At 56.0% G+C, this 18,875-nt stretch carries 18 protein-coding genes; 3 read left to right on the plus strand and 15 right to left on the minus strand.

Translation table 11 applies throughout. From position 1 onward, the window contains the following. Nucleotides 1-289: 289 nt before the first annotated feature. From hemG to pepQ, 4 genes are read right to left on the minus strand one after another with little or no spacing between them, the layout of a single operon-like run. A complete protein-coding gene (gene hemG, locus ACFQW4_RS17580) occupies nucleotides 290-826 on the minus strand; it encodes a menaquinone-dependent protoporphyrinogen IX dehydrogenase (protein WP_192414454.1) in 537 nt (178 codons plus the stop codon). A gap of 17 nt (nucleotides 827-843) precedes the next feature. Then, nucleotides 844-2,295 carry a Trk system potassium transporter TrkH gene (trkH, locus tag ACFQW4_RS17585; protein ID WP_101763723.1) on the minus strand — a complete coding sequence of 484 codons (1,452 nt, stop codon included), beginning with the start codon at nucleotides 2,293-2,295 and terminating at the stop codon, nucleotides 844-846. A 27-nt stretch (nucleotides 2,296-2,322) separates the two neighbouring features. Beyond that, nucleotides 2,323-2,940 (minus strand): IMPACT family protein, encoded by a 618-nt coding sequence (locus ACFQW4_RS17590; RefSeq protein ID WP_137384924.1) that lies wholly within the window; start codon nucleotides 2,938-2,940, stop codon nucleotides 2,323-2,325. Then, a complete protein-coding gene (gene pepQ, locus ACFQW4_RS17595) occupies nucleotides 2,940-4,271 on the minus strand; it encodes a Xaa-Pro dipeptidase (RefSeq protein ID WP_192414452.1) in 1,332 nt (443 codons plus the stop codon). The genes ACFQW4_RS17590 and pepQ overlap by 1 nt, the downstream gene beginning before the upstream one ends. Before the next feature lie 186 nt (nucleotides 4,272-4,457). On the opposite strand from pepQ, the gene fadB reads away from it, so the two are divergent. Then, a complete protein-coding gene (gene fadB / locus ACFQW4_RS17600; RefSeq protein ID WP_377726431.1) occupies nucleotides 4,458-6,641 on the plus strand; it encodes a fatty acid oxidation complex subunit alpha FadB in 2,184 nt (727 codons plus the stop codon). A 10-nt stretch (nucleotides 6,642-6,651) separates the two neighbouring features. After that, nucleotides 6,652-7,815, plus strand: coding sequence for an acetyl-CoA C-acyltransferase FadA (gene fadA / locus ACFQW4_RS17605; RefSeq protein WP_137386834.1), 1,164 nt, complete (start codon nucleotides 6,652-6,654; stop codon nucleotides 7,813-7,815). 116 nt (nucleotides 7,816-7,931) lie between these two features. Here the strand turns inward: fadA and fre are convergent, their stop codons facing one another. The 3 genes from fre to pepE form a co-directional block, all read right to left on the minus strand. Then, complete coding sequence (gene fre / locus ACFQW4_RS17610) at nucleotides 7,932-8,633, minus strand: NAD(P)H-flavin reductase (RefSeq protein WP_377726434.1); 702 nt, start codon at nucleotides 8,631-8,633, stop codon at nucleotides 7,932-7,934. A 39-nt stretch (nucleotides 8,634-8,672) separates the two neighbouring features. Then, complete coding sequence (gene ubiD / locus ACFQW4_RS17615) at nucleotides 8,673-10,157, minus strand: 4-hydroxy-3-polyprenylbenzoate decarboxylase (protein ID WP_101763728.1); 1,485 nt, start codon at nucleotides 10,155-10,157, stop codon at nucleotides 8,673-8,675. A 73-nt stretch (nucleotides 10,158-10,230) separates the two neighbouring features. Beyond that, complete coding sequence (gene pepE, locus ACFQW4_RS17620; protein ID WP_377726436.1) at nucleotides 10,231-10,962, minus strand: dipeptidase PepE; 732 nt, start codon at nucleotides 10,960-10,962, stop codon at nucleotides 10,231-10,233. A gap of 209 nt (nucleotides 10,963-11,171) precedes the next feature. Between pepE and rfaH the strand changes: the two genes are divergently transcribed. Further along, the gene (gene rfaH, locus ACFQW4_RS17625; protein WP_336768715.1) at nucleotides 11,172-11,660 is read left to right on the plus strand and encodes a transcription/translation regulatory transformer protein RfaH; all 489 of its coding nucleotides are present in this window, start codon (nucleotides 11,172-11,174) and stop codon (nucleotides 11,658-11,660) included. Here rfaH and tatD read toward each other — a convergent pair. The 8 genes from tatD to rmuC form a co-directional block, all read right to left on the minus strand. Further along, a complete protein-coding gene (gene tatD, locus ACFQW4_RS17630) occupies nucleotides 11,657-12,439 on the minus strand; it encodes a 3'-5' ssDNA/RNA exonuclease TatD (protein ID WP_137384920.1) in 783 nt (260 codons plus the stop codon). The two genes, rfaH and tatD, sit on opposite strands and share 4 nt — an antisense overlap. A gap of 84 nt (nucleotides 12,440-12,523) precedes the next feature. Further along, nucleotides 12,524-13,282 (minus strand): Sec-independent protein translocase subunit TatC, encoded by a 759-nt coding sequence (tatC, locus tag ACFQW4_RS17635; RefSeq protein WP_101763732.1) that lies wholly within the window; start codon nucleotides 13,280-13,282, stop codon nucleotides 12,524-12,526. Nucleotides 13,283-13,284: 2 nt separating this feature from the next. After that, a complete protein-coding gene (gene tatB / locus ACFQW4_RS17640) occupies nucleotides 13,285-13,812 on the minus strand; it encodes a Sec-independent protein translocase protein TatB (protein WP_101763733.1) in 528 nt (175 codons plus the stop codon). 2 nt (nucleotides 13,813-13,814) lie between these two features. Then, nucleotides 13,815-14,069, minus strand: a complete 255-nt coding sequence (tatA, locus tag ACFQW4_RS17645; protein WP_008105810.1) for a Sec-independent protein translocase subunit TatA — start codon at nucleotides 14,067-14,069, stop codon at nucleotides 13,815-13,817. A 110-nt stretch (nucleotides 14,070-14,179) separates the two neighbouring features. Beyond that, nucleotides 14,180-15,817 carry a ubiquinone biosynthesis regulatory protein kinase UbiB gene (ubiB, locus tag ACFQW4_RS17650; RefSeq protein WP_377726440.1) on the minus strand — a complete coding sequence of 546 codons (1,638 nt, stop codon included), beginning with the start codon at nucleotides 15,815-15,817 and terminating at the stop codon, nucleotides 14,180-14,182. Continuing rightward, nucleotides 15,814-16,419 (minus strand): SCP2 domain-containing protein, encoded by a 606-nt coding sequence (locus ACFQW4_RS17655; RefSeq protein WP_110867936.1) that lies wholly within the window; start codon nucleotides 16,417-16,419, stop codon nucleotides 15,814-15,816. Before ACFQW4_RS17655 ends, ubiB begins: the two co-directional genes overlap by 4 nt. Nucleotides 16,420-16,425: 6 nt before the next feature. Beyond that, nucleotides 16,426-17,184, minus strand: a complete 759-nt coding sequence (ubiE, locus tag ACFQW4_RS17660) for a bifunctional demethylmenaquinone methyltransferase/2-methoxy-6-polyprenyl-1,4-benzoquinol methylase UbiE (protein WP_008105805.1) — start codon at nucleotides 17,182-17,184, stop codon at nucleotides 16,426-16,428. A 75-nt stretch (nucleotides 17,185-17,259) separates the two neighbouring features. Beyond that, on the minus strand, nucleotides 17,260-18,771 hold the full coding sequence (gene rmuC, locus ACFQW4_RS17665; RefSeq protein ID WP_101763736.1) for a DNA recombination protein RmuC: 1,512 nt from the start codon (nucleotides 18,769-18,771) through the stop codon (nucleotides 17,260-17,262). Nucleotides 18,772-18,875: the final 104 nt, after the last annotated feature.

Below are 18,875 nucleotides of genomic sequence, written 5' to 3' on the forward strand. Positions count from 1 at the left end.
TCCTGCGAGTGCCCACACAGATTGTCTGATAAATTGTTAAAGAGCGTTGCGAACAGCGGCTGAACCGCCTGTCGCGAGGTGGCGTATACTACGCTACTCTCCTTCGGAGTCAAACACTTTTTTCAGCATTTTCATCCGGCGGGATGAATTTTTTCACTCCCTGCCGAGCCGTCTGCGTTGCCGCTTTGCCGTCTCAGTGGTGGCGCATTATAGGGAGTTATTCGGAGCTGACAAGGGTTAATTGCAAATAAATTACTGTTCGACCTAAATTTCGCCACAACGCTGTATTTCACAACGATTTGCCTGGTAACTGCGCAAAACCCTGGGCAAAAAGCGCCACTTTATTCCAATCGGTGTACTCCACTTCTTTCGATGTATCGGTTTCCCCGCCGGTCATACGCATAATGAATTGAATCATGACGCGATCAAACCAGCGATAACGCGGATAACGCAACGCCCCGGCGAAAACCGCACAGCAATCGGGTTGCCACGGTGACTGCTCCAGGAACTTGCGCGTATACGCATTGGTCTCAGGCGTACACTTATCTGCTTTACGCGCCGTCAGGTTGACACTAAAGAAGCCGCTCACCCGCTGCTGCAGTTTTGCTTTGTGCTGGGTGACAAATTTCAGCAACGCCGGATTGAAATGGCCATAGCGGATCGAAGCACCAATCAGCACGCGATCATACTGCAACCAATCAATCTGCTGCGCCTGCAGTAAATCGATCACGTCACACAGTTGATGCGGCACTAACGTCTGTGCAATGCGCGCGGCAATGTCACGGGTTTGCCCATCGCGGCTGGAATACAGAATCAACGCTTTCATTACTCAATCCTATTTTATTATTCGCGCCAGAAGGTCGGCGTGAACAGCACCAGCAGCGTGAACACTTCAAGGCGTCCAAACAGCATGGTTAAAATCAAAATCCACTTCGCGACATCATTCATTGAAGTGAAGTTGTCTGCTACCACACCCAAACCGGGCCCGAGGTTATTCAGGGTCGCGGCCACGGCAGCAAAAGCCGAGAAGTCATCCACGCCGGTGGCGATGATCGCCAACATGCTGAGCAGGAACACCAGCGCATAAGCTGAGAAGAAACCCCACACCGCTTCGAGGATACGTTCCGGCAGCGCGCGATTACCCAACTTGATGGTGTAAACCGCATTCGGGTGCACCAATCGCTTCAGTTCACGCGAACCCTGTTTGAACAGCAGAAGAATGCGAATCACCTTCAAACCGCCGCCGGTTGAACCCGCCATGCCGCCGATAAAAGCCGAGCACAGTAGCAGCACCGGCAGGAACAGCGGCCAGCGCGCAATGCTGTCGGTGGTAAAACCGGCCGTGGTCGCCATTGATACCACCTGGAAAAACGCCTGATTCAGCGTTTGCCAGCCGCTGGCGTACACATTGTGGAACCACAACACTATGGTACAGATCAGCACTAAGGTCAGTTGTACGCCAATAAACATGCGGAATTCGGGATCGCGCCAGTACACTTTCAGGTTGCGACCACTTAATAAAGAGAAGTGCAGGCCATAGTTACAGCCCGAGATCAGCAGAAATACCGCGACAATGGTATTGATAGTTGGGCTATTAAAGTAGCCGATGCTGGCATCATGGGTTGAGAACCCGCCAATCGCGATCGTCGAGAAGCTATGGCCGATAGCATCAAACATCGGCATGCCCGCCAGCCACAGCGCCACCGCGCACGCCACGGTGAGCAATACGTAGATCAGCCACAGCGTTTTAGCTGTTTCTGCGATACGCGGGCGCATCTTGTTATCTTTCAACGGTCCCGGCATTTCGGCTCGATAGAGCTGCATGCCACCCACGCCCAGAATGGGCAGAATCGCCACCGCCAGCACAATGATCCCCATCCCGCCGAGCCACTGCAGCATCTGACGATAGAACAAAATCGCTTTAGGCAACGTATCCAGTCCCACCAGCGTGGTGGCGCCGGTGGTAGTGAGGCCAGAGAAGGACTCAAAGAAGGCATCAGTGATTGAGAGATGCGGCTGCTCGGCGAAGATAAACGGCATCGCACCGACGCTGCCCAACACGGTCCAGAACAGCACCACGATAAGGAAGCCTTCGCGCGGCTTGAGTTCGGTTTTCTGCTTGCGGTTTGGCCACCACAGCAGTGAACCGATAACGATCGCCATCATAAAGGTCTGACTGAACGCGCGCCCGGCACCATCACGGTAAATCAAGGCGACGAGGCCCGGTAAAATCATGGTCACCGAGAACAGAATCACCAGCAGGCCCACGATGCGGGTAATGGCGCGAAAATGCATTCAGCCGTTTCCTTTAAACAGAAGCTTTTAGTTTGTCAGCGGGATGAGCGTCAGCGCGCCCCGGCTGTAATCAGAGAGGTTTTGGCGAAAGCCATCAATCTGCGCATGCGGCAACGCTAAACGCAGCGCAATACGATCCTGATAATGGCTCTCTTCTATAATGCCGTCAAAACGTTGCAGCAAGCGTTCGATGTCGCTGAGTTGGGCGTAATCGCACTGCAGAGTAAAAGATTCCATCGGCACTTTACGCTGACGCGCCAGTTGCTTCAGCCCTTGCTGCACGCCGCCGCCATAAGCTTTTACCAGTCCGCCGGTGCCCAGCATGATGCCGCCATAATAACGCACCACCACCGCGGTGATCTCACCGACACCGCTACCCATCAGCTGGGCCAGCATCGGTTTGCCCGCGGTGCCAGAAGGTTCGCCATCATCGGAGAAACCCAGCTGCTGCGAATCATCCGGCGCACCCGCCACCCACGCCCAGCAGTGATGCCGCGCGGTAGGATGTTCCTGCTTCACCTGCTGCACAAACGCGCGCGCCGCTTCCACGCCGGCCGTGTGCGCCAGCAAGGTGATGAAGCGGCTTTTCTTAATGGTTTCCTCGCTGAGACTTACGGCCTGAGCGGGAATGTCGTAAGCATCCATCAGGCAAGGTGTAAGTCGCGCGTCATGTTTTCAATGCGATTAGCGTGAACCACCACGTTATCCTCGATACGAATACCGCCGTAAGGTTTCAGTGCATCAATTGCCGCCCAGTCAAAGTATTGGCTGAACTTGCCGCCGCGCAGCTTCGTCAGCAGCGAATCGATAATATAGAAGCCCGGTTCGATAGTCAGCACCATGCCAGGTTCCAGCACGCGCGTACAACGCAAATACGGATACTGCGACGGTGCCGCCAGATGCGTACCGTTGTCATCCTGCATGAAGCCAGCCACATCGTGCACCTGCAGGCCGAGCGGATGTCCAAGGCCGTGCGGCATAAACGGACCGGTTAAATCTTCCGCCACCAGCGTCTCTTCAGTCAGGCCTTTCACCAACTCGAACTTCAGCAGCAGACGCGCAATGCGCTGATGCATCTGCAGATGATAATCGGTATAGCGCACGCCGGCTTTCAAGGTGGCGATCAGCGCCAGCTCTTCCTTGTTCATCGCCGCAACCATGTCGGCATAGCGCGATTTGCTCTGCGCCGCGTAGCTGCGCGTCAGGTCAGCGGCGTAACCGAGGTATTCCGCACCGGCGTCAATCAGGAAGCTGTGGCGTTTGGCCGGCGGCTGATGATCCAGTTTGGTGTAGTGCAGCACCGCGGCATGTTCATTGAGCGCGATGATGTTGCCATAAGGCACATCGGTATCGCGATGGCCGGTTGCGGTCAGATAGGCGATATTAATATCGAACTCGCTCATGCCAGAGAAGAACGCCTCTTTGGCAGCGCGATGGCCCGCCACCGCCAGCTTTTGCGCTTCGCGCATACACGCCAGTTCGTAGTCGGTTTTGATACTGCGATGATAATGCAGGAAATCGATCACGCCTTTCGGGTTCACCTGCTCGCTGTTAATACCGAGCTGGGAAGCGCGTGACGGCACCGGACCGATATAGGCCACGTTCTCGCGCTGTGCTGGCAGCAGCTGCGCGATCTCATCGGCACTCTTCAGGCCAATCACCTCCACGTCGTTAGTCCAGAAGCTGTTTGGCAGCGGCTCAACGTTGTGCCAGTAATCAACCGGCGAATAGAACCACAGCTTGGGTTTATTCACGCCATCAATCCATAACCAGCAGTTTGGCACCTGCGTCACCGGCACCCACGCTTTGAACTGGGGATTCACCTTAAACGGATAGTCGTGATCGTCGAGAAAAACGGTCAACAGCTCGCCGGAATGAATCAGCATGGCATCAAGCTTAAAGCGAGCCAGCACCTGCTGCGCTCGCTGCTGCAGCGTATTGATGTGCGCGTGATACAGGGTTTTCAGTGAATCCATGGACTAGTCTCCGATGTCGCGAAAGTGGCCGCAGTGTAGCACAGCCGTGTTAGCGATGCCGTGCTGCGCGCGCTGTGATCGTTGTATCAAATAATCAAACTCTCGTTTGCAAATAATTAACATCACACTCACACTCCAACTCATCTGGTATGACCAGATCAACTTTCGCGGTTTCAGGAGACGGACATGCTCTACCAAGGCGATACCCTTTCAGTTCACTGGCTTGACGACGGCATCGCCGAGCTGGTTTTCGATGCGCCCGGTTCGGTGAACAAACTCGATACCAAAACCGTTGCCTCGTTGGGCGAGGCATTAAGCGTATTGGAACAGCAACCCGCGCTGCGCGGCCTGTTGCTCTCGTCGGCCAAACCGGCATTTATCGTTGGTGCCGACATCACAGAATTCCTGTCGCTGTTTGATGCGCCAGAAGAGAAGCTGAGCCAGTGGCTAGCGTTTGCCAACAGCATCTTCAATCGTTTAGAGGATTTGCCAGTGCCCACCGTGGCCGCCATCGACGGCTATGCGCTGGGCGGCGGCTGTGAATGCATACTGGCGACCGACTTCCGCATTGCCACGCCGGCCGCACGCATCGGCCTGCCGGAAACCAAACTGGGCATTATGCCGGGCTTTGGCGGCAGCGTGCGCTTGCCACGCCTGCTTGGCGCCGATAGCGCGATGGAGATTATCGCCGCCGGTAAAGATGTTGATGGCAGCAGCGCCCTGAAACTCGGTTTGGTGGATGCGGTAGTCAGCAGCGACAAACTACGTGCCGCTGCGCTGACCGTATTGCAGGACGCCATCGTGCAGGGCAACTGGCAGACACGCCGCGCGCCGAAGCTGGCACCGCTGAAACTCAGCCCGATTGAAGCTGCCATGAGCTTCACCATCGCCAAAAGCATGGTGCTGCAAACCGCGGGCAAACACTATCCGGCACCGATCACCGCCATTAAAACCATTGAAGCTGCCGCCAGCCTCGGACGTGATGATGCGCTGAAGCTGGAAACCGCCGCGTTTGTGCCGCTGGCGCAGAGCGATGTGGCACGCGCGCTGGTCGGTATCTTCCTGAACGATCAGTACGTCAAAGGCCTGGCGAAAAAGCACAGCAGTGCGGCCGGTGCGCCGCAGCAAGCAGCAGTATTAGGCGCAGGCATTATGGGCGGCGGCATTGCTTATCAATCGGCATGGAAAGGCGTGCCGGTGATGATGAAAGATATCAATCTGCAGGCGTTAACGCTGGGCATGACCGAAGCCAGCAAGCTGCTGAACAAACAGCTTGAGCGCGGCAAAATTGACGGCGCGAAACTGGCGAGCGTACTCACCACCATTCAGCCCACGCTGGATTACGCCGGATTTGAACGCACCGACGTAGTAGTAGAAGCGGTAGTAGAGAATCCGCAGATCAAAGCCAAAGTGCTGGCAGAGACCGAACAGCATCTACGCGAGGACGCCATTCTCGCCTCCAACACCTCAACCATTCCGATCAGCCAGCTGGCGCAAGCCCTGAAACGTCCGGAAAACTTCTGCGGCATGCACTTTTTCAATCCGGTACCGCGTATGCCGCTGGTTGAAGTGATTCGCGGTGAGAAAACCTCAGAAGCGACCCTCAGTAAAGTGGTGGCCTGGGCGAGCAAAATGGGCAAGACGCCGATTGTGGTGAATGACTGTCCCGGCTTCTTTGTGAATCGCGTGCTGTTCCCCTACTTCGCCGCCTTCAGCCTGCTGCTGCGCGACGGCGCGGATTTCCGTCAGATCGATAAAGTGATGGAAAAACAGTTCGGCTGGCCGATGGGCCCCGCGTGGCTGCTGGATGTGGTCGGCATTGATACCGCGCATCACGCTCAACAGGTGATGGCGCAAGGTTTCCCGTCTCGCATGCAGAAAGATTATCGCGACGCGATCGACGTGCTGTTTGACGCCAAACGTTACGGCCAGAAAAACGGTCAGGGCTTTTACCGCTGGGAGCAGGATAAAAAAGGCAAAGCGCAGAAGAGAGCCGATGCGGCTGTCGATGCGCTGCTGGAACCGATTTGCCAGCCGACGCGCGTGTTCAGCGATGACGAGATCGCCAACCGCATGATGCTGCCGATGCTCAACGAAGTGGTGCGCTGCCTCGAAGAGAAGATCATCGCTTCACCGGCCGAAGCTGATATGGCGCTGGTGTACGGTTTAGGCTTCCCGCCGTTCCGTGGCGGCGCGTTCCGCTACATGGATACGCTGGGCAACAGCAACGTGGTCGACCAGGCCAAACGTTATACCGCGCTCGGCCCGCTGTACGCGCTGCCGGAGCTGCTGTTGCAAAAAGCCCATCAGCATCAGAGCTGGTATCCCGCGGTGCAACCGATTGACGAAGCGGCGCTGCAAAGTGCCTGAGGTAATGAAAATGGAAAAAGTGGTAATTGTTGATGCGGTCCGCACGCCGATGGGCCGCTCCAAAGGCGGTGCGTTTCGTCAGGTGCGGGCGGAAGATCTCTCGGCGCATTTGATGCGTGAGCTGCTGAGCCGCAACCCGGCGGTTGATCCCGCCACGCTGGACGACATTATCTGGGGCTGCGTGCAGCAGACGCTGGAGCAAGGCTTCAACATTGCACGTAACGCCGCGCTGCTGGCGGAGATCCCGCATCGCGTACCTGCCAGCACCGTCAACCGCCTGTGCGGTTCGTCGATGCAGGCGCTGCACGACGCGGCACGCGCGATTATGGTTGGCGATGCGCACAGCTGCCTGATTGGCGGTGTAGAACATATGGGCCACGTGCCGATGAGCCACGGCGTGGATTTCCATCCGGGCCTGGGTCGCACGGTGGCGAAGGCGGCGGGCATGATGGGTTTAACAGCCGAGATGCTGGCGCGCATGCATCACATTACGCGTGAGCAGCAGGATGCTTTTGCGCTGCGTTCGCACCAGCGCGCCTGGGCAGCAACCCAGCGCGGCGACTTCAAGCGTGAAATTGTGGCGACCTACGGCCACGACGCCGACGGCGTGTTGAAGCGCTTTGAGAGCGACGAAGTGATCCGCGAAGAGACCAGCCTCGAAGGATTGGCTGCGCTGCGCCCAGCATTCGATCCGGTCAACGGCACCGTGACCGCAGGCAGCTCATCCGCGCTTTCCGACGGCGCAGCCGCGATGTTGATCATGAGTGAAAGCCGCGCACGCGAACTCGGTCTGACAGCGCGCGCGCGCATTCGCAGCATGGCGGTGGTTGGCTGCGATCCGTCGATTATGGGTTACGGTCCGGTTCCCGCCAGCAAGCTGGCGCTTAAGCGCGCCGGATTGAGCGTGCAGGATATCGACCTGTTCGAGTTCAACGAGGCTTTTGCCGCACAGGCGCTGCCATGCATTAAAGACATGGGCTTGCTGGAACAGCTGGATGAGAAAGTGAATTTGAACGGCGGCGCGATTGCGCTCGGTCATCCGCTGGGATGTTCCGGTGCGCGTATCAGTACTACGCTGCTGAATCTGATGGAACGTCGCGATGCGCAATTTGGTCTGGCGACCATGTGCATTGGCTTAGGCCAGGGCATCGCCACGGTATTCGAACGGGTTTAATACGTTAATGTTGCACGTGTTACCGCCCTTTCGGGCGGTTTTTTACGCAATACATTGCGCCGCGACGAATCCGTGCACATCATCGTAGCGACGCGATTTATCGCGTTCTGTTGACCTTAAATAAAGGCAAACGCATCGCCAAACATCTGCGCTTCCAGCGCACCGCGCTCGGCGCAGAAACGCTCACGCGCAATCTTCGCCATCTCAAAACGACCGGCAATATAGATATCGTGCTCGCTGAGCGACACGAAATCCTGCATCACCGCCGTCAGCACCGTGCCGCTGCGTCCGGTCCAGTCATCCGCCGGTTGTTCAACCACCGGAATCACTTTCAGGTTCGGATGCTTCACCGCCAGCGCATTCAGCTCATCCAGATCGTACAGATGCATCAGCTCACGGCCGCCCCAGTAAATCGCGATCTCGCGATCGGGTTGCTGTGCCAGCGCGGTCAGCAGAATAGAACGCGCATAGGAGAAGCCGGTACCGCCCGCGATCAGAATGATCGGACGCTCGCTATCTTCACGCAGCCAGGCATCGCCGTGCGGCATATCAACCGTAATCTGGCGATCGTTCTTGATGCGGTCCATCACCGCCATCGCGTAGAGATTGAGATCCGACGCGCCGATGTGCAGCTCAATGATGTCCTTTTCCATTGGCGTAGAAGCCAGCGAAAACGGGCGCTTATCGCGCTCATCCATCACCACCATCAAATACTGTCCGGCGCGGAAGTTAAAATCCGCCGCCGGAATTAAACGAACGCGGTAAACCGTGTCCGTAATCGCTTCAACCGAAGTCACTTTGCAGCTTAACGTTGTCATGCGTTCCCTTTTTCTTCGGGTCTAATTGGTCTGCCGCCGTTAGCGCTGCGGCGGCTCGGCAAAGATAGCTAACTCATCCCAAATGGCGTCAATGCGCGCGGTCACCGCCGGATCTTTCACAATCGGCGTGCCCCACTCGCGCGTGGTTTCACCCGGCCACTTATTGGTCGCATCAAGTCCCATCTTCGAGCCTAAGCCGGAAACCGGCGAGGCGAAGTCGAGATAATCGATGGGCGTGTTCTCAACCAGCACCGTATCGCGTGCCGGATCCATGCGTGTGGTAATCGCCCAAATCACATCATTCCAGTCACGCGCGTTGACGTCGTCATCGCATACAATCACGAACTTGGTGTACATGAACTGACGCAGGAACGACCACACGCCGAACATCACGCGCTTGGCGTGACCCGCGTACTGTTTCTTAATCGTTACTACCGCGAGGCGATAAGAGCAGCCTTCCGGCGGCAGATAGAAATCAACGATCTCCGGGAATTGCTTGATCAGAATCGGCACCAGCACTTCATTGAGCGCCACGCCCAGCACCGCCGGTTCATCCGGTGGACGTCCGGTGTAGGTTGAATGATAAATCGGGTTGCGACGTTGCGTTACGTGCGTCACGGTAAACACCGGGAAGCTATCTACTTCATTGTAGTAGCCTGTGTGGTCGCCGTACGGACCTTCCGGCGCGACATCGCCCGGCTCGATATAACCTTCCAGCACGATTTCCGCGCTGGCCGGCACTTCGAGTTCGTTCGAAACGCACTTCACCACTTCGGTTTTGTTACCGCGCAGCAAACCGGCAAAGGCGTATTCGGAGAGTGTATCCGGCACCGGCGTTACCGCGCCGAGAATGGTGGCAGGATCGGCGCCCAGCGCCACCGACACCGGGAAACGTTCGCCCGGATGCGCTTTACACCACTCCTGGAAATCCAGCGCGCCGCCGCGATGCGACAGCCAGCGCATAATCACGCGGTTCTTGCCGATCACCTGCTGGCGATAGATACCCAGATTTTGTCGCTCTTTATGCGGGCCGCGCGTAACGGTCAATCCCCACGTAATCAGCGGCGCAGCATCGCCCGGCCAGCATTTCATCACCGGAATGCGCGACAGATCGACGTCATCGCCGCTGAAAATCTCTTCCTGGCACGGCGCATTGCGCAGGCGCTTGGTTGGCATGTTCAGCACTTGCTTGAACTGCGGCATCTTATCGAACAGATCGCGGAAGCCTTTTGGCGGCTCCGGCTCTTTCAGGAACGCCAGCAGCTTGCCCACTTCACGCAGCGCACTGACCTCTTCCTGGCCCATGCCCATCGCCACGCGTTTTGGTGTGCCAAACAGATTACACAGCACCGGCATGTCGTACCCTTTCGGGTTTTCGAACAGCAGCGCTGGGCCGCCAGCGCGCAGCGTGCGGTCGGCAATTTCCGTCATCTCTAACTCAGGATCGATCTCCTGAGTGATGCGCTTTAACTCGCCACGCTGTTCCAGCAATGCGAGGAAGTCTCGTAAATCCTGATATTTCATGCGGCTTTAGCTTTCCGGCCAGAGTGAAACGCCATTATAGAGGCGTTTTACGCTGACATGTTGAGGTTTTGCGTCAGGCAGGCTGACAGGAAAACGGCACCAGCGACTGAATCGCCAATACATCGTGATAAGCAGTAATCGGCTCGCCGTGACGGAACACTTTGAAGTCTTCACCGCGTGCGCTGTAGTAACGCAGGCGATTTTCGCTCACGTGCAGGAAGCTGGCTTCACGCAGCGCAATCACCGATTCATGCGGGTTAACGGCACAGAACTCGGTCAGTCGTTCATCACGCGTTTCGCCCATATGGCCGCTGACGTGCGCATCAAGATAATGCGGATTGATCTGCACCGGGAACAAACCCAGCGCGGGCAACACTACGCTGCTGCGCACCGGCATATCATTGGTGGTGCGAATGGAAGGCGTTGCCACATTGCAACCGGCGCTCCAGCCGACGTACGGCACATCACGCTCGCGCACCGCGCGTTGGATAGCGACGATCAAGCCGTGCTCGTGCAGCATTTGATTGAGGAACCAGGTATTTCCGCCGCTCACCAGAATCAGCTCAGCTTGTTCAATCGCCGCAACGGGCGATGCAAACTCGTGCACGGTGCGCACGTCAATGCCCAACGACGCGGATAACTCCTGCGCGCGCTGCGCGTGATCGCCACGAATAATCGCGTACGGTACCAGCACCGCCGAAGTGATGCCGCGCTGGGCGATCATCGCATGCAGCTGCGGGTGGGCGTAACTTAACAGCGGCGCATCGTCAGCCACTTTACCGTTACTCAACAGGAACAGTTCCATCAGCCACTCCTTTTCAATCGAAAGATGGGGAGGGAGTCTGATACAGATGGTCGCCGGCCGTCAATTTTCTTGCAAGAAAGCGTAAATAAGCCGCATCAATCGGATAAATCGTAGTGAAATTGTTTTCAGCGCCCGGTTTCCACCCGCCGATGCGCTATAACTCTGACAACTGATTTGATATTCTTAGCGTCCATTATTTGGGAGCGGTTATGGAATCCTGGTACTTACTCTATTGCAAACGTGGACAACTGTTGCGCGCGAAAGAGCATCTTGAGCGGCAAGAGGTGAATTGCCTCAGCCCGATGATCGCTCTGGAGAAGATTGTGCGCGGTAAACGCACCACCGTGAGTGAGCCGCTGTTTCCCAACTATCTGTTTATTGAATTCGATCCCGAAGCGATTCACACCACCACCATCAGCAGCACGCGCGGCGTCAGCCACTTCGTGCGCTTTGGCACCATGCCGGCCACCGTATCAAATGATGTGATCGAAGCGCTGCAAACCGACGCGCCGCAGATCGTGCTCGATGCGGAAACCCCGCAAAGCGGTGATGAAGTGATCATCACCGATGGCACGTTCGAAGGATTGCGCGCCATTTTTGCCGAGCCGGATGGTGAAACGCGCTCCGTTCTGCTGCTCAACATGCTGAACAAACAGGTGATGCGCAGCGTGGATAACAAACAGTTCCGTAAACTCTAAGCGAGTTTAAACAGCTGACGCGCGTTGAGATTAACCTGCGCGCCCAGCGCTTCCGCCTCCTCGCCACGCCAGTTCGCCACCTGCTGCACAATATGCGGCAGGAAGCATGGCTCATTGCGGCGCGAAGTGGGACGCGGATGCATATCGCGCGGCAGTAAATACGGTGCGTCGGTTTCCAGTAACAGGCGCTCAGCCGGAATCAGCGGCAGCAATTCACGCAGTTCCATACCGCGACGCTCGTCGCATACCCAACCGGTAATGCCCACCGACAATCCCAGCGCCAGGCACGCTTGCAGCTCGTCACGCGTACCGGTAAAGCAGTGCACGACTGCACCAACCAGCTTCGGTAGCCACGGCTCAAGTACCGCAACAAAACGGTCGTGCGCTTCACGGCAATGCAAAAACACCGGCAGCTGCAGCTCAGCGGCCAACGCCAGCTGCGCATCGAAAGCGTATTCCTGCTGATCGTGGGCCGAAAGATTGCGATTGAAATCCAGCCCACATTCGCCAATCGCAACCACCTGCTCACTTTCCGCCAGGCGACGCAAGGTATTCGCGGTTTCCGCCGACCATTCACTGGCATGGTGCGGATGGACGCCGGCGGTTGACCAGCAATAGCCCGCGTGCAATGCCGCCAGCTGCCGCGCCTGCTGGCTCTCCAGCGCGTTGGTGCCGGTAATTAACAGGCCGGTGACGCCTGCTTCGCGCGCACGTTTTACCACCTGCTCGCGATCTTTTGCGAATTGCGTGCTGGTCAGGTTTACACCGATATCAAACATGTCTTCTCCCCAATAAAAAACCGCCCAACGGGGCGGTTTAGATTCATATTCCCGCGCGCTGCGGGATGCCCTGCATTAAGGACATCAGGATTCGGTGTTGTGTTCCTCATCCGAAGACTGACGTCCTTTACCCACATAGTAGCGGGAGAAGAATACGCCGACTTCAAACAGGCAGTACATCGGAATAGCGAGCAAAGTTTGCGAGAAAACATCCGGCGGTGTGAGCAACATCCCAACCACGAACGCGCCAACCAACATATAAGGACGTTTCTTTTTCAGATCTTCTGGTGAAGTTATGCCGGTCCAGCACAGCAGCACAATTGCAATCGGCACCTCAAACGCCACGCCGAAGGCCATGAAAATCGTCATGACGAAGTCGAGGTAGTTGGTGATATCCGTTGCGATGGTCACGCCTTGCGGCGCGGTTTTGGCGAAGAAGCCAAACGCCAGCGGGAACACGATGAAGTAAGCAAACGCCACGCCGACGTAAAACAGCAGCGTACTGGAGAACAGCAGCGGCATCACCAGTTTGCGTTCGTGGCGATAGAGCGCGGGCGCCACAAAGGCCCACACCTGATACAAAATCACCGGCACGGCCAGAAACACCGAAACGATGATGGTCAGCTTGATCGGCGTGAAGAATGGCGATGCGACGTCGGTAGCGATCATGCTCGCCCCGGCTGGCATCTGGCTGATCAGCGGCGACGCGACCAGATGGTAAATATCATTCGCAAAATAGACCAGACACAGAAAGATGACTAAAACAGCGATGATGCAATTCAACAAACGCTTGCGCAGCTCAATCAAATGGCTAATGAGCGGTTGGGTATCTTCAACGGCCATGTTTATCGTTCATCTTTTACGAGAGAAGTCTTCGCGGTGCTTTCAGGAGCACTGGCGACGGGAGGGGTTTCTGCGGCAGAGATTTCGTCAGTAGGCTGCGGAGTCTGTGCAGGCGCACTGGTTTGATGTTCTGCTGCTGCGGGCGTGACCGCAGGTGAAGTCACGGGCTGCACGGCGGCTGGCGGAGTCTGATGAATAGTGTTGGCTTCATCTTCCTCTTTTTCGAGATCGATACTCTGCTGCACCGAACGCTTCATGGAGTCGGCGGTTTTACGCAGTTCCTCCATCGACTCTTTTAGCTCGGGTGACAACGTGCCACGGCCCGCTTCTTCCACCTTTTTCAGGCTGTCCTGCAATTCCTGCAGTTTCAACTCTTGCGCCAGTTCGTTTTGTACATTCGCGGCCAGCGAGCGGATGGCTCTGATCCAGCCGACGACGGTTTTCACCGCAACCGGTAACCGCTGCGGGCCAAGCACAATCAGCCCGATCACGAACACTAATACCAGTTCACTAAAACCAATGTCGAACACAGTTATACCTGCTTGTCGTTCCGGGCGTCGTCTTTAGTCGCCGTGGTTTGCTGTTTGTCTGCCAGAGTTTTGGCGTTGAAGTCAGCGTCCTGCTCTTTCGGTTGATCCTTTTTATCGTCTTCATCGCCCATGGCTTTTTTGAAGCCACGAATGGAAGATCCTAAATCCGAACCCAGGTTACGAAGTTTGTTGGTACCGAACAGAAGAACAACAATGACGGCAATGATTAACAATTGCCAAATACTGATACCGCCCATGAGATATGCCTCTAATATTCTGTGAAAAACTGTTGACTGTAACGCACAGAAAGCCCGTATGATTTCGGGCTTTAGCTTGCGACATTACGCGATTTGCACCAGGCAGACAATCAGTTTGTCTTGCGCCAGCCAATAAGCCAGGTGACGATGCCAGCGGCCATTAATAGCGCCGGGAAGAAATCCCCATCCGGTCGACTTAACAGCACGGCGGTGCCACTTAATAACAGTGTAGCGCCTACACCAAACAGATAGCGCGCCTGATGATTGCGTGTTCGCTGTACGTTTAAATCGGTGACGAGTTTATCGACGCTGTGCTTCAATAATTTGTGCTGGCGCATGCTGTCGTAAAATAGCTCCGGCAACTCCGGCAATTTTTCCGCCCAGTACGGCGCTTTCTCTTTCACCGCCCGCAAAATCGCCGGGATACCAATTTGATCTTTGATCCAATCTTCGAGGAAAGGCTTGGCCGTTTTCCACAGGTCAAGCTGCGGATAGAGCTGGCGGCCAATCCCTTCGATATACAGCAGCGTCTTCTGCAACAGCACCAGCTGCGGCTGCACTTCCATATTAAAGCGACGCGCGGTGTTGAACAGGTTCAGCAGCACGTGGCCAAACGAAATCTCAGCCAGCGGTTTTTCGAAAATCGGCTCACACACGGTACGAATGGCAAACTCAAAGTCTTCGACGTTGGTATCGGCCGGTACCCAGCCAGAATCCACGTGCAGCTCGGCCACTTTGCGGTAATCGCGGTTAAAGAAGGCGATGAAGTTCTCGGCCAGATAGCGCTTATCTTCTTTGTTCAGCGAACCGACGATACCGCAGTCGATGCCGATATATTGCGGATCTTCCGGGTGATCGTAGCTGACGAAGATATTGCCGGGATGCATATCGGCATGGAAGAAGCTGTCGCGGAACACCTGGGTGAAGAACACTTGCACACCGCGCTCGGCCAGCAGTTTCATGTTAACGCCGTGCTGCTCCAGCGTGGCGATATCTGAGATCGGAATGCCGTAAATGCGCTCCATCACCATCATCGATTCGCTGCAATAATCAGAGAACACTTCCGGCACATACAGCATGCGGCTTTGGTCAAAATTACGACGCAGCTGGATGGCGTTCGCCGCTTCACGCAGCAGATTCAGCTCATCAATTAAGGTCTTTTCGTAATCGCGCACCACTTCCACCGGACGCAGACGACGACCATCCGGCAACAAACGCGGCACCCACCGCGCCAGACGGTAAATCAGTCGCATATCGGCTCTGATCACCGGCAGGATGTCGGGACGAATCACTTTGATCACCACCGCGCGGCCATTGGATTTCAGCGTCGCGGTATGCACCTGCGCGATAGAAGCCGAGGCCAGCGGTTTGATATCGAAGTCTTCAAACCAGGTTTCCACCGGGCCGCCAATCGACTTTTCAATCTGCTGCTTGGCTTTCACGCCATCAAATGGCGCAACTCGGTCCTGCAGCACCGCCAGTTCATCGGCAATCGCCGGTGGGAACAGATCGCGACGCGTCGAGAGCATTTGACCGAATTTGATCCACACCGGCCCCAACTGCTCCATCGCTAAACGGATGCGCACGCCGGCGGAAGCGTCTTTATGTTGGTTAGGGATCCAGAAGATGCAACGCCGCCACAAGCGTAAAAGCAGCGTGAAGCGCATGCGGGGAATCAGTTCATCAAGGCCGTAAGTCAGAAAGATCTTGATGATGAAGTATAAGCGCCGAATTTCTCCCAGCGTCATTTCGCCTCCAGCTGTGCCAAACGCGTTTCAAACGCATTGAGCGAACGTTCTATCGCTTCCACTTCCTCGCAAAACCATGCCAGTTCCAGTGCGCCCGGCGCAACGCGCCACTCTTCCGTCAGCACCTGACCAAGATAATCCTGGCGGCGGATGAACTGCTGCTGCACGAACTTCAGCGCCTGCTGTGCGGCCTGGCTTACGCCTTGCGCAGCGATATCGCCAATCCACGGTGCAAGATATTCCGCCGGATCCAGCTCGGCGAGATCCATCAGTGCGGAGAATTGCTGTACCACCTGCAAATCGCCGTCCACCTCCAGTTCACCGCTACGAATCAGGCTGGTGAGCTGCTGGCGATCGCGCAGTTTCGGCAAAGTACTGACACGCAAACTCACCGTGCAGTCGCTGTTGTCTTGCCAATCACTCAGCACATCGAGTTGCGATTCGCTAAACACCAGCACCAAAGGAAAATCGAGCTCTTGCAGACGCAGCATCAATACCTTACCAGCCAAACGCTGGCGTGCGGCTTTCAGGCTGCGATCGCGATAGAGAACACGGTTCAGGGCGGTCTCAAGACCGCCGGTGATGAGAGGAGTTAAAGTCATGATGGATTAGAATTTAAATCCGCGATGCAGCGCGACAATACCGCCAGTCATGTTGAAGTAGGTGGTATTTTCAAAGCCCGCATCGTTCATCATCGCTTTCAGGGTTTCCTGATCGGGATGCATACGAATCGACTCCGCCAGATAGCGATAGCTTTCAGCGTCTTGCGCCACCAGCTGACCAATACGCGGCAGAATGTGGAATGAATAGGTATCGTAGGCTTTGCTGAGCGGCTCCAGCAACGGCTTCGAGAACTCCAGCACCAGCAGACGTCCGCCTGGCTTCAGCACGCGGAACATTGATGCCAGCGCTTTCTCTTTTTCGGTCACGTTACGCAAGCCGAATGAGATGGTGATGCAATCGAAGTAGTTATCCGGGAACGGCAGCGCTTCGGCATTCGCCTGCACATAGCTGACATTGCCCGACACGCCGAGATTACGCAGCTTTTCGCGGCCCATCTTCAGCATCGAGCTGTTGATGTCTGCCAGCACAACCTGGCCGGTTTCGCCCACCAGACGTGAGAATTTTGCCGTGAGATCGCCGGTACCACCCGCCAGATCCAACACGCGCTGACCGCGGCGCACGCCGCTGCTGTCAATGGTAAAACGCTTCCAGACACGATGGATGCCAAACGACATCAAATCGTTCATCAGGTCATATTTTGCCGCGACGGAGTGAAACACGTCCGCAACTTTATCGGCCTTTTCGCTTTTCGCGACGGTCTGGAAGCCAAAATGGGTAGTTTCCTGCTGTGATTCATCTGCCATCGGTTTTACCTGTTCCACAAACAATTCTTGCCGAAGTGTATCAGAGTCGCGCTACACGAGCACGCGACCACCGTGCTATTCGTTGATGCGGCGCAGCGAGTCTGTTGTTGGTTCTGCAACGTTTTCATCCTCGGTGCGATCGTCTGCCCAATCTTCATCCGCTTCTTCCGGCTGCGCTTGTTCAACCAGTTGCGGATTAATCGGACGTTTGATCTCCACGCCAAGCGAACGGAACGCTTCACTTTGTGCGATCAGATTGCCGCGCCCTTCAGACAGCTTTTTCATCGCCTGATGATAACTTTGCTGCGCTTTGTCGAGATTGTGCCCGATGCCACTCATGTCATCGACAAACAGCCGCATTTTGTCGTACAGCCGCGTTGCCCGGTCGGCGATGCGCTGTGCGTTGCGGCTTTGATGCTCATAACGCCAGAGATTATTGATAGTACGCAGCGCCACCAGCAACGTGGTGGGACTAACCAGCATGATGTTCTGCTGTAACGCTTCGCTGATCAGCTCGGGCTGACGATCAATCGCCAGCAGAAACGCCGGTTCCACCGGGATAAACATCAACACATAATCCAGAGAGCGTAAACCGGGCAATTGTTGGTAATCTTTACGGCTCAGCAGGCGAATGTGTCCGCGCATGGCGCTAATGTGTTCCTGAATCGCCTGCTCACGCGTGGCTTCATCGTCGGCATTGAAGTAGCGTTCGTAGGCAACCAGCGTCATTTTGGCGTCAATCACCACATCTTTACCCTGCGGCAAACGCACGATCACATCCGGTTGCATCCTGCCCTGCTGTTCCAGCTGCACGCTAACCTGCGTTTGGTATTCGTAGCCTTCACGCAGGCCCGATGCTTCCAGCACGCGGGCCAATACCACTTCGCCCCAGTTTCCCTGAATTTTATTGTCGCCTTTTAGCGCTTTAGTAAGATTGACCGCTTCCTGCGCCATCTGTGCGTTGAGTTGCTGTAGCTGGCGAATTTCGTGGGTCAGCGTGTGACGTTCACGCGCTTCCAGGCCAAAGCTGTCGGTGACCTGACGGCGGAAACCGTCCAGCTGTTCGCGCAGCGGACCAATCAGACTATTCAGGCTTTGACGGTTTTGTTCATCGACGCGCCGCCCGCTGTTTTCGAAGATGCGATTGGCGAGATTTTCAAACTGCGCGCTGAGGCGCTGTTCGCTGTTGGTCAGTAGTCGCTGCTTCTCTTCTGCACCGTAGCGCGTCTCTTCAAGACGAATGGTCACTTCGCGCAGTTCGGCTTCCTGCGCGCTGTTCACTTCCAGCTGATTTCGCAGTTCACGGCTGAGTTGTTCACTTTCGCCGCGCCAGTAATCAAGCTGCTGCAAACGTTCCTGCGCACCGCTCAGTGCACCGTGTAGCTGGCGCATCTCCTGTTCGCGTTGTTGGATTTGCTGCTGTAACTGTTCGAGCTGCTGCTGCTGACGCTGCTGCGCCTCTTCCAGCAGGCGACGCTCGGTGGTGAAGCTGGCGTGCTGATGACCGGCGCGCAGTTGAGCAATGATCCAGCCAATGCCCAAACCGGCCAGCGCCAGCGCGCCGCTAATGATAAGTTGCTGATCCATAATCCCCCCGCGGATCGACTTGCTGAGGGAAAAGGTAGAGCTCTACTGTATGAATGTCCAGATTTTTTTCCCTTCATACTTCAAGCCGCAGATGCGTTGGCTGC

Source organism: Pantoea sp. GCM10028869, assembly GCF_042666835.1.
In the GTDB taxonomy this organism is placed as follows: Bacteria; Pseudomonadota; Gammaproteobacteria; order Enterobacterales; family Enterobacteriaceae; genus Pantoea; species Pantoea leporis.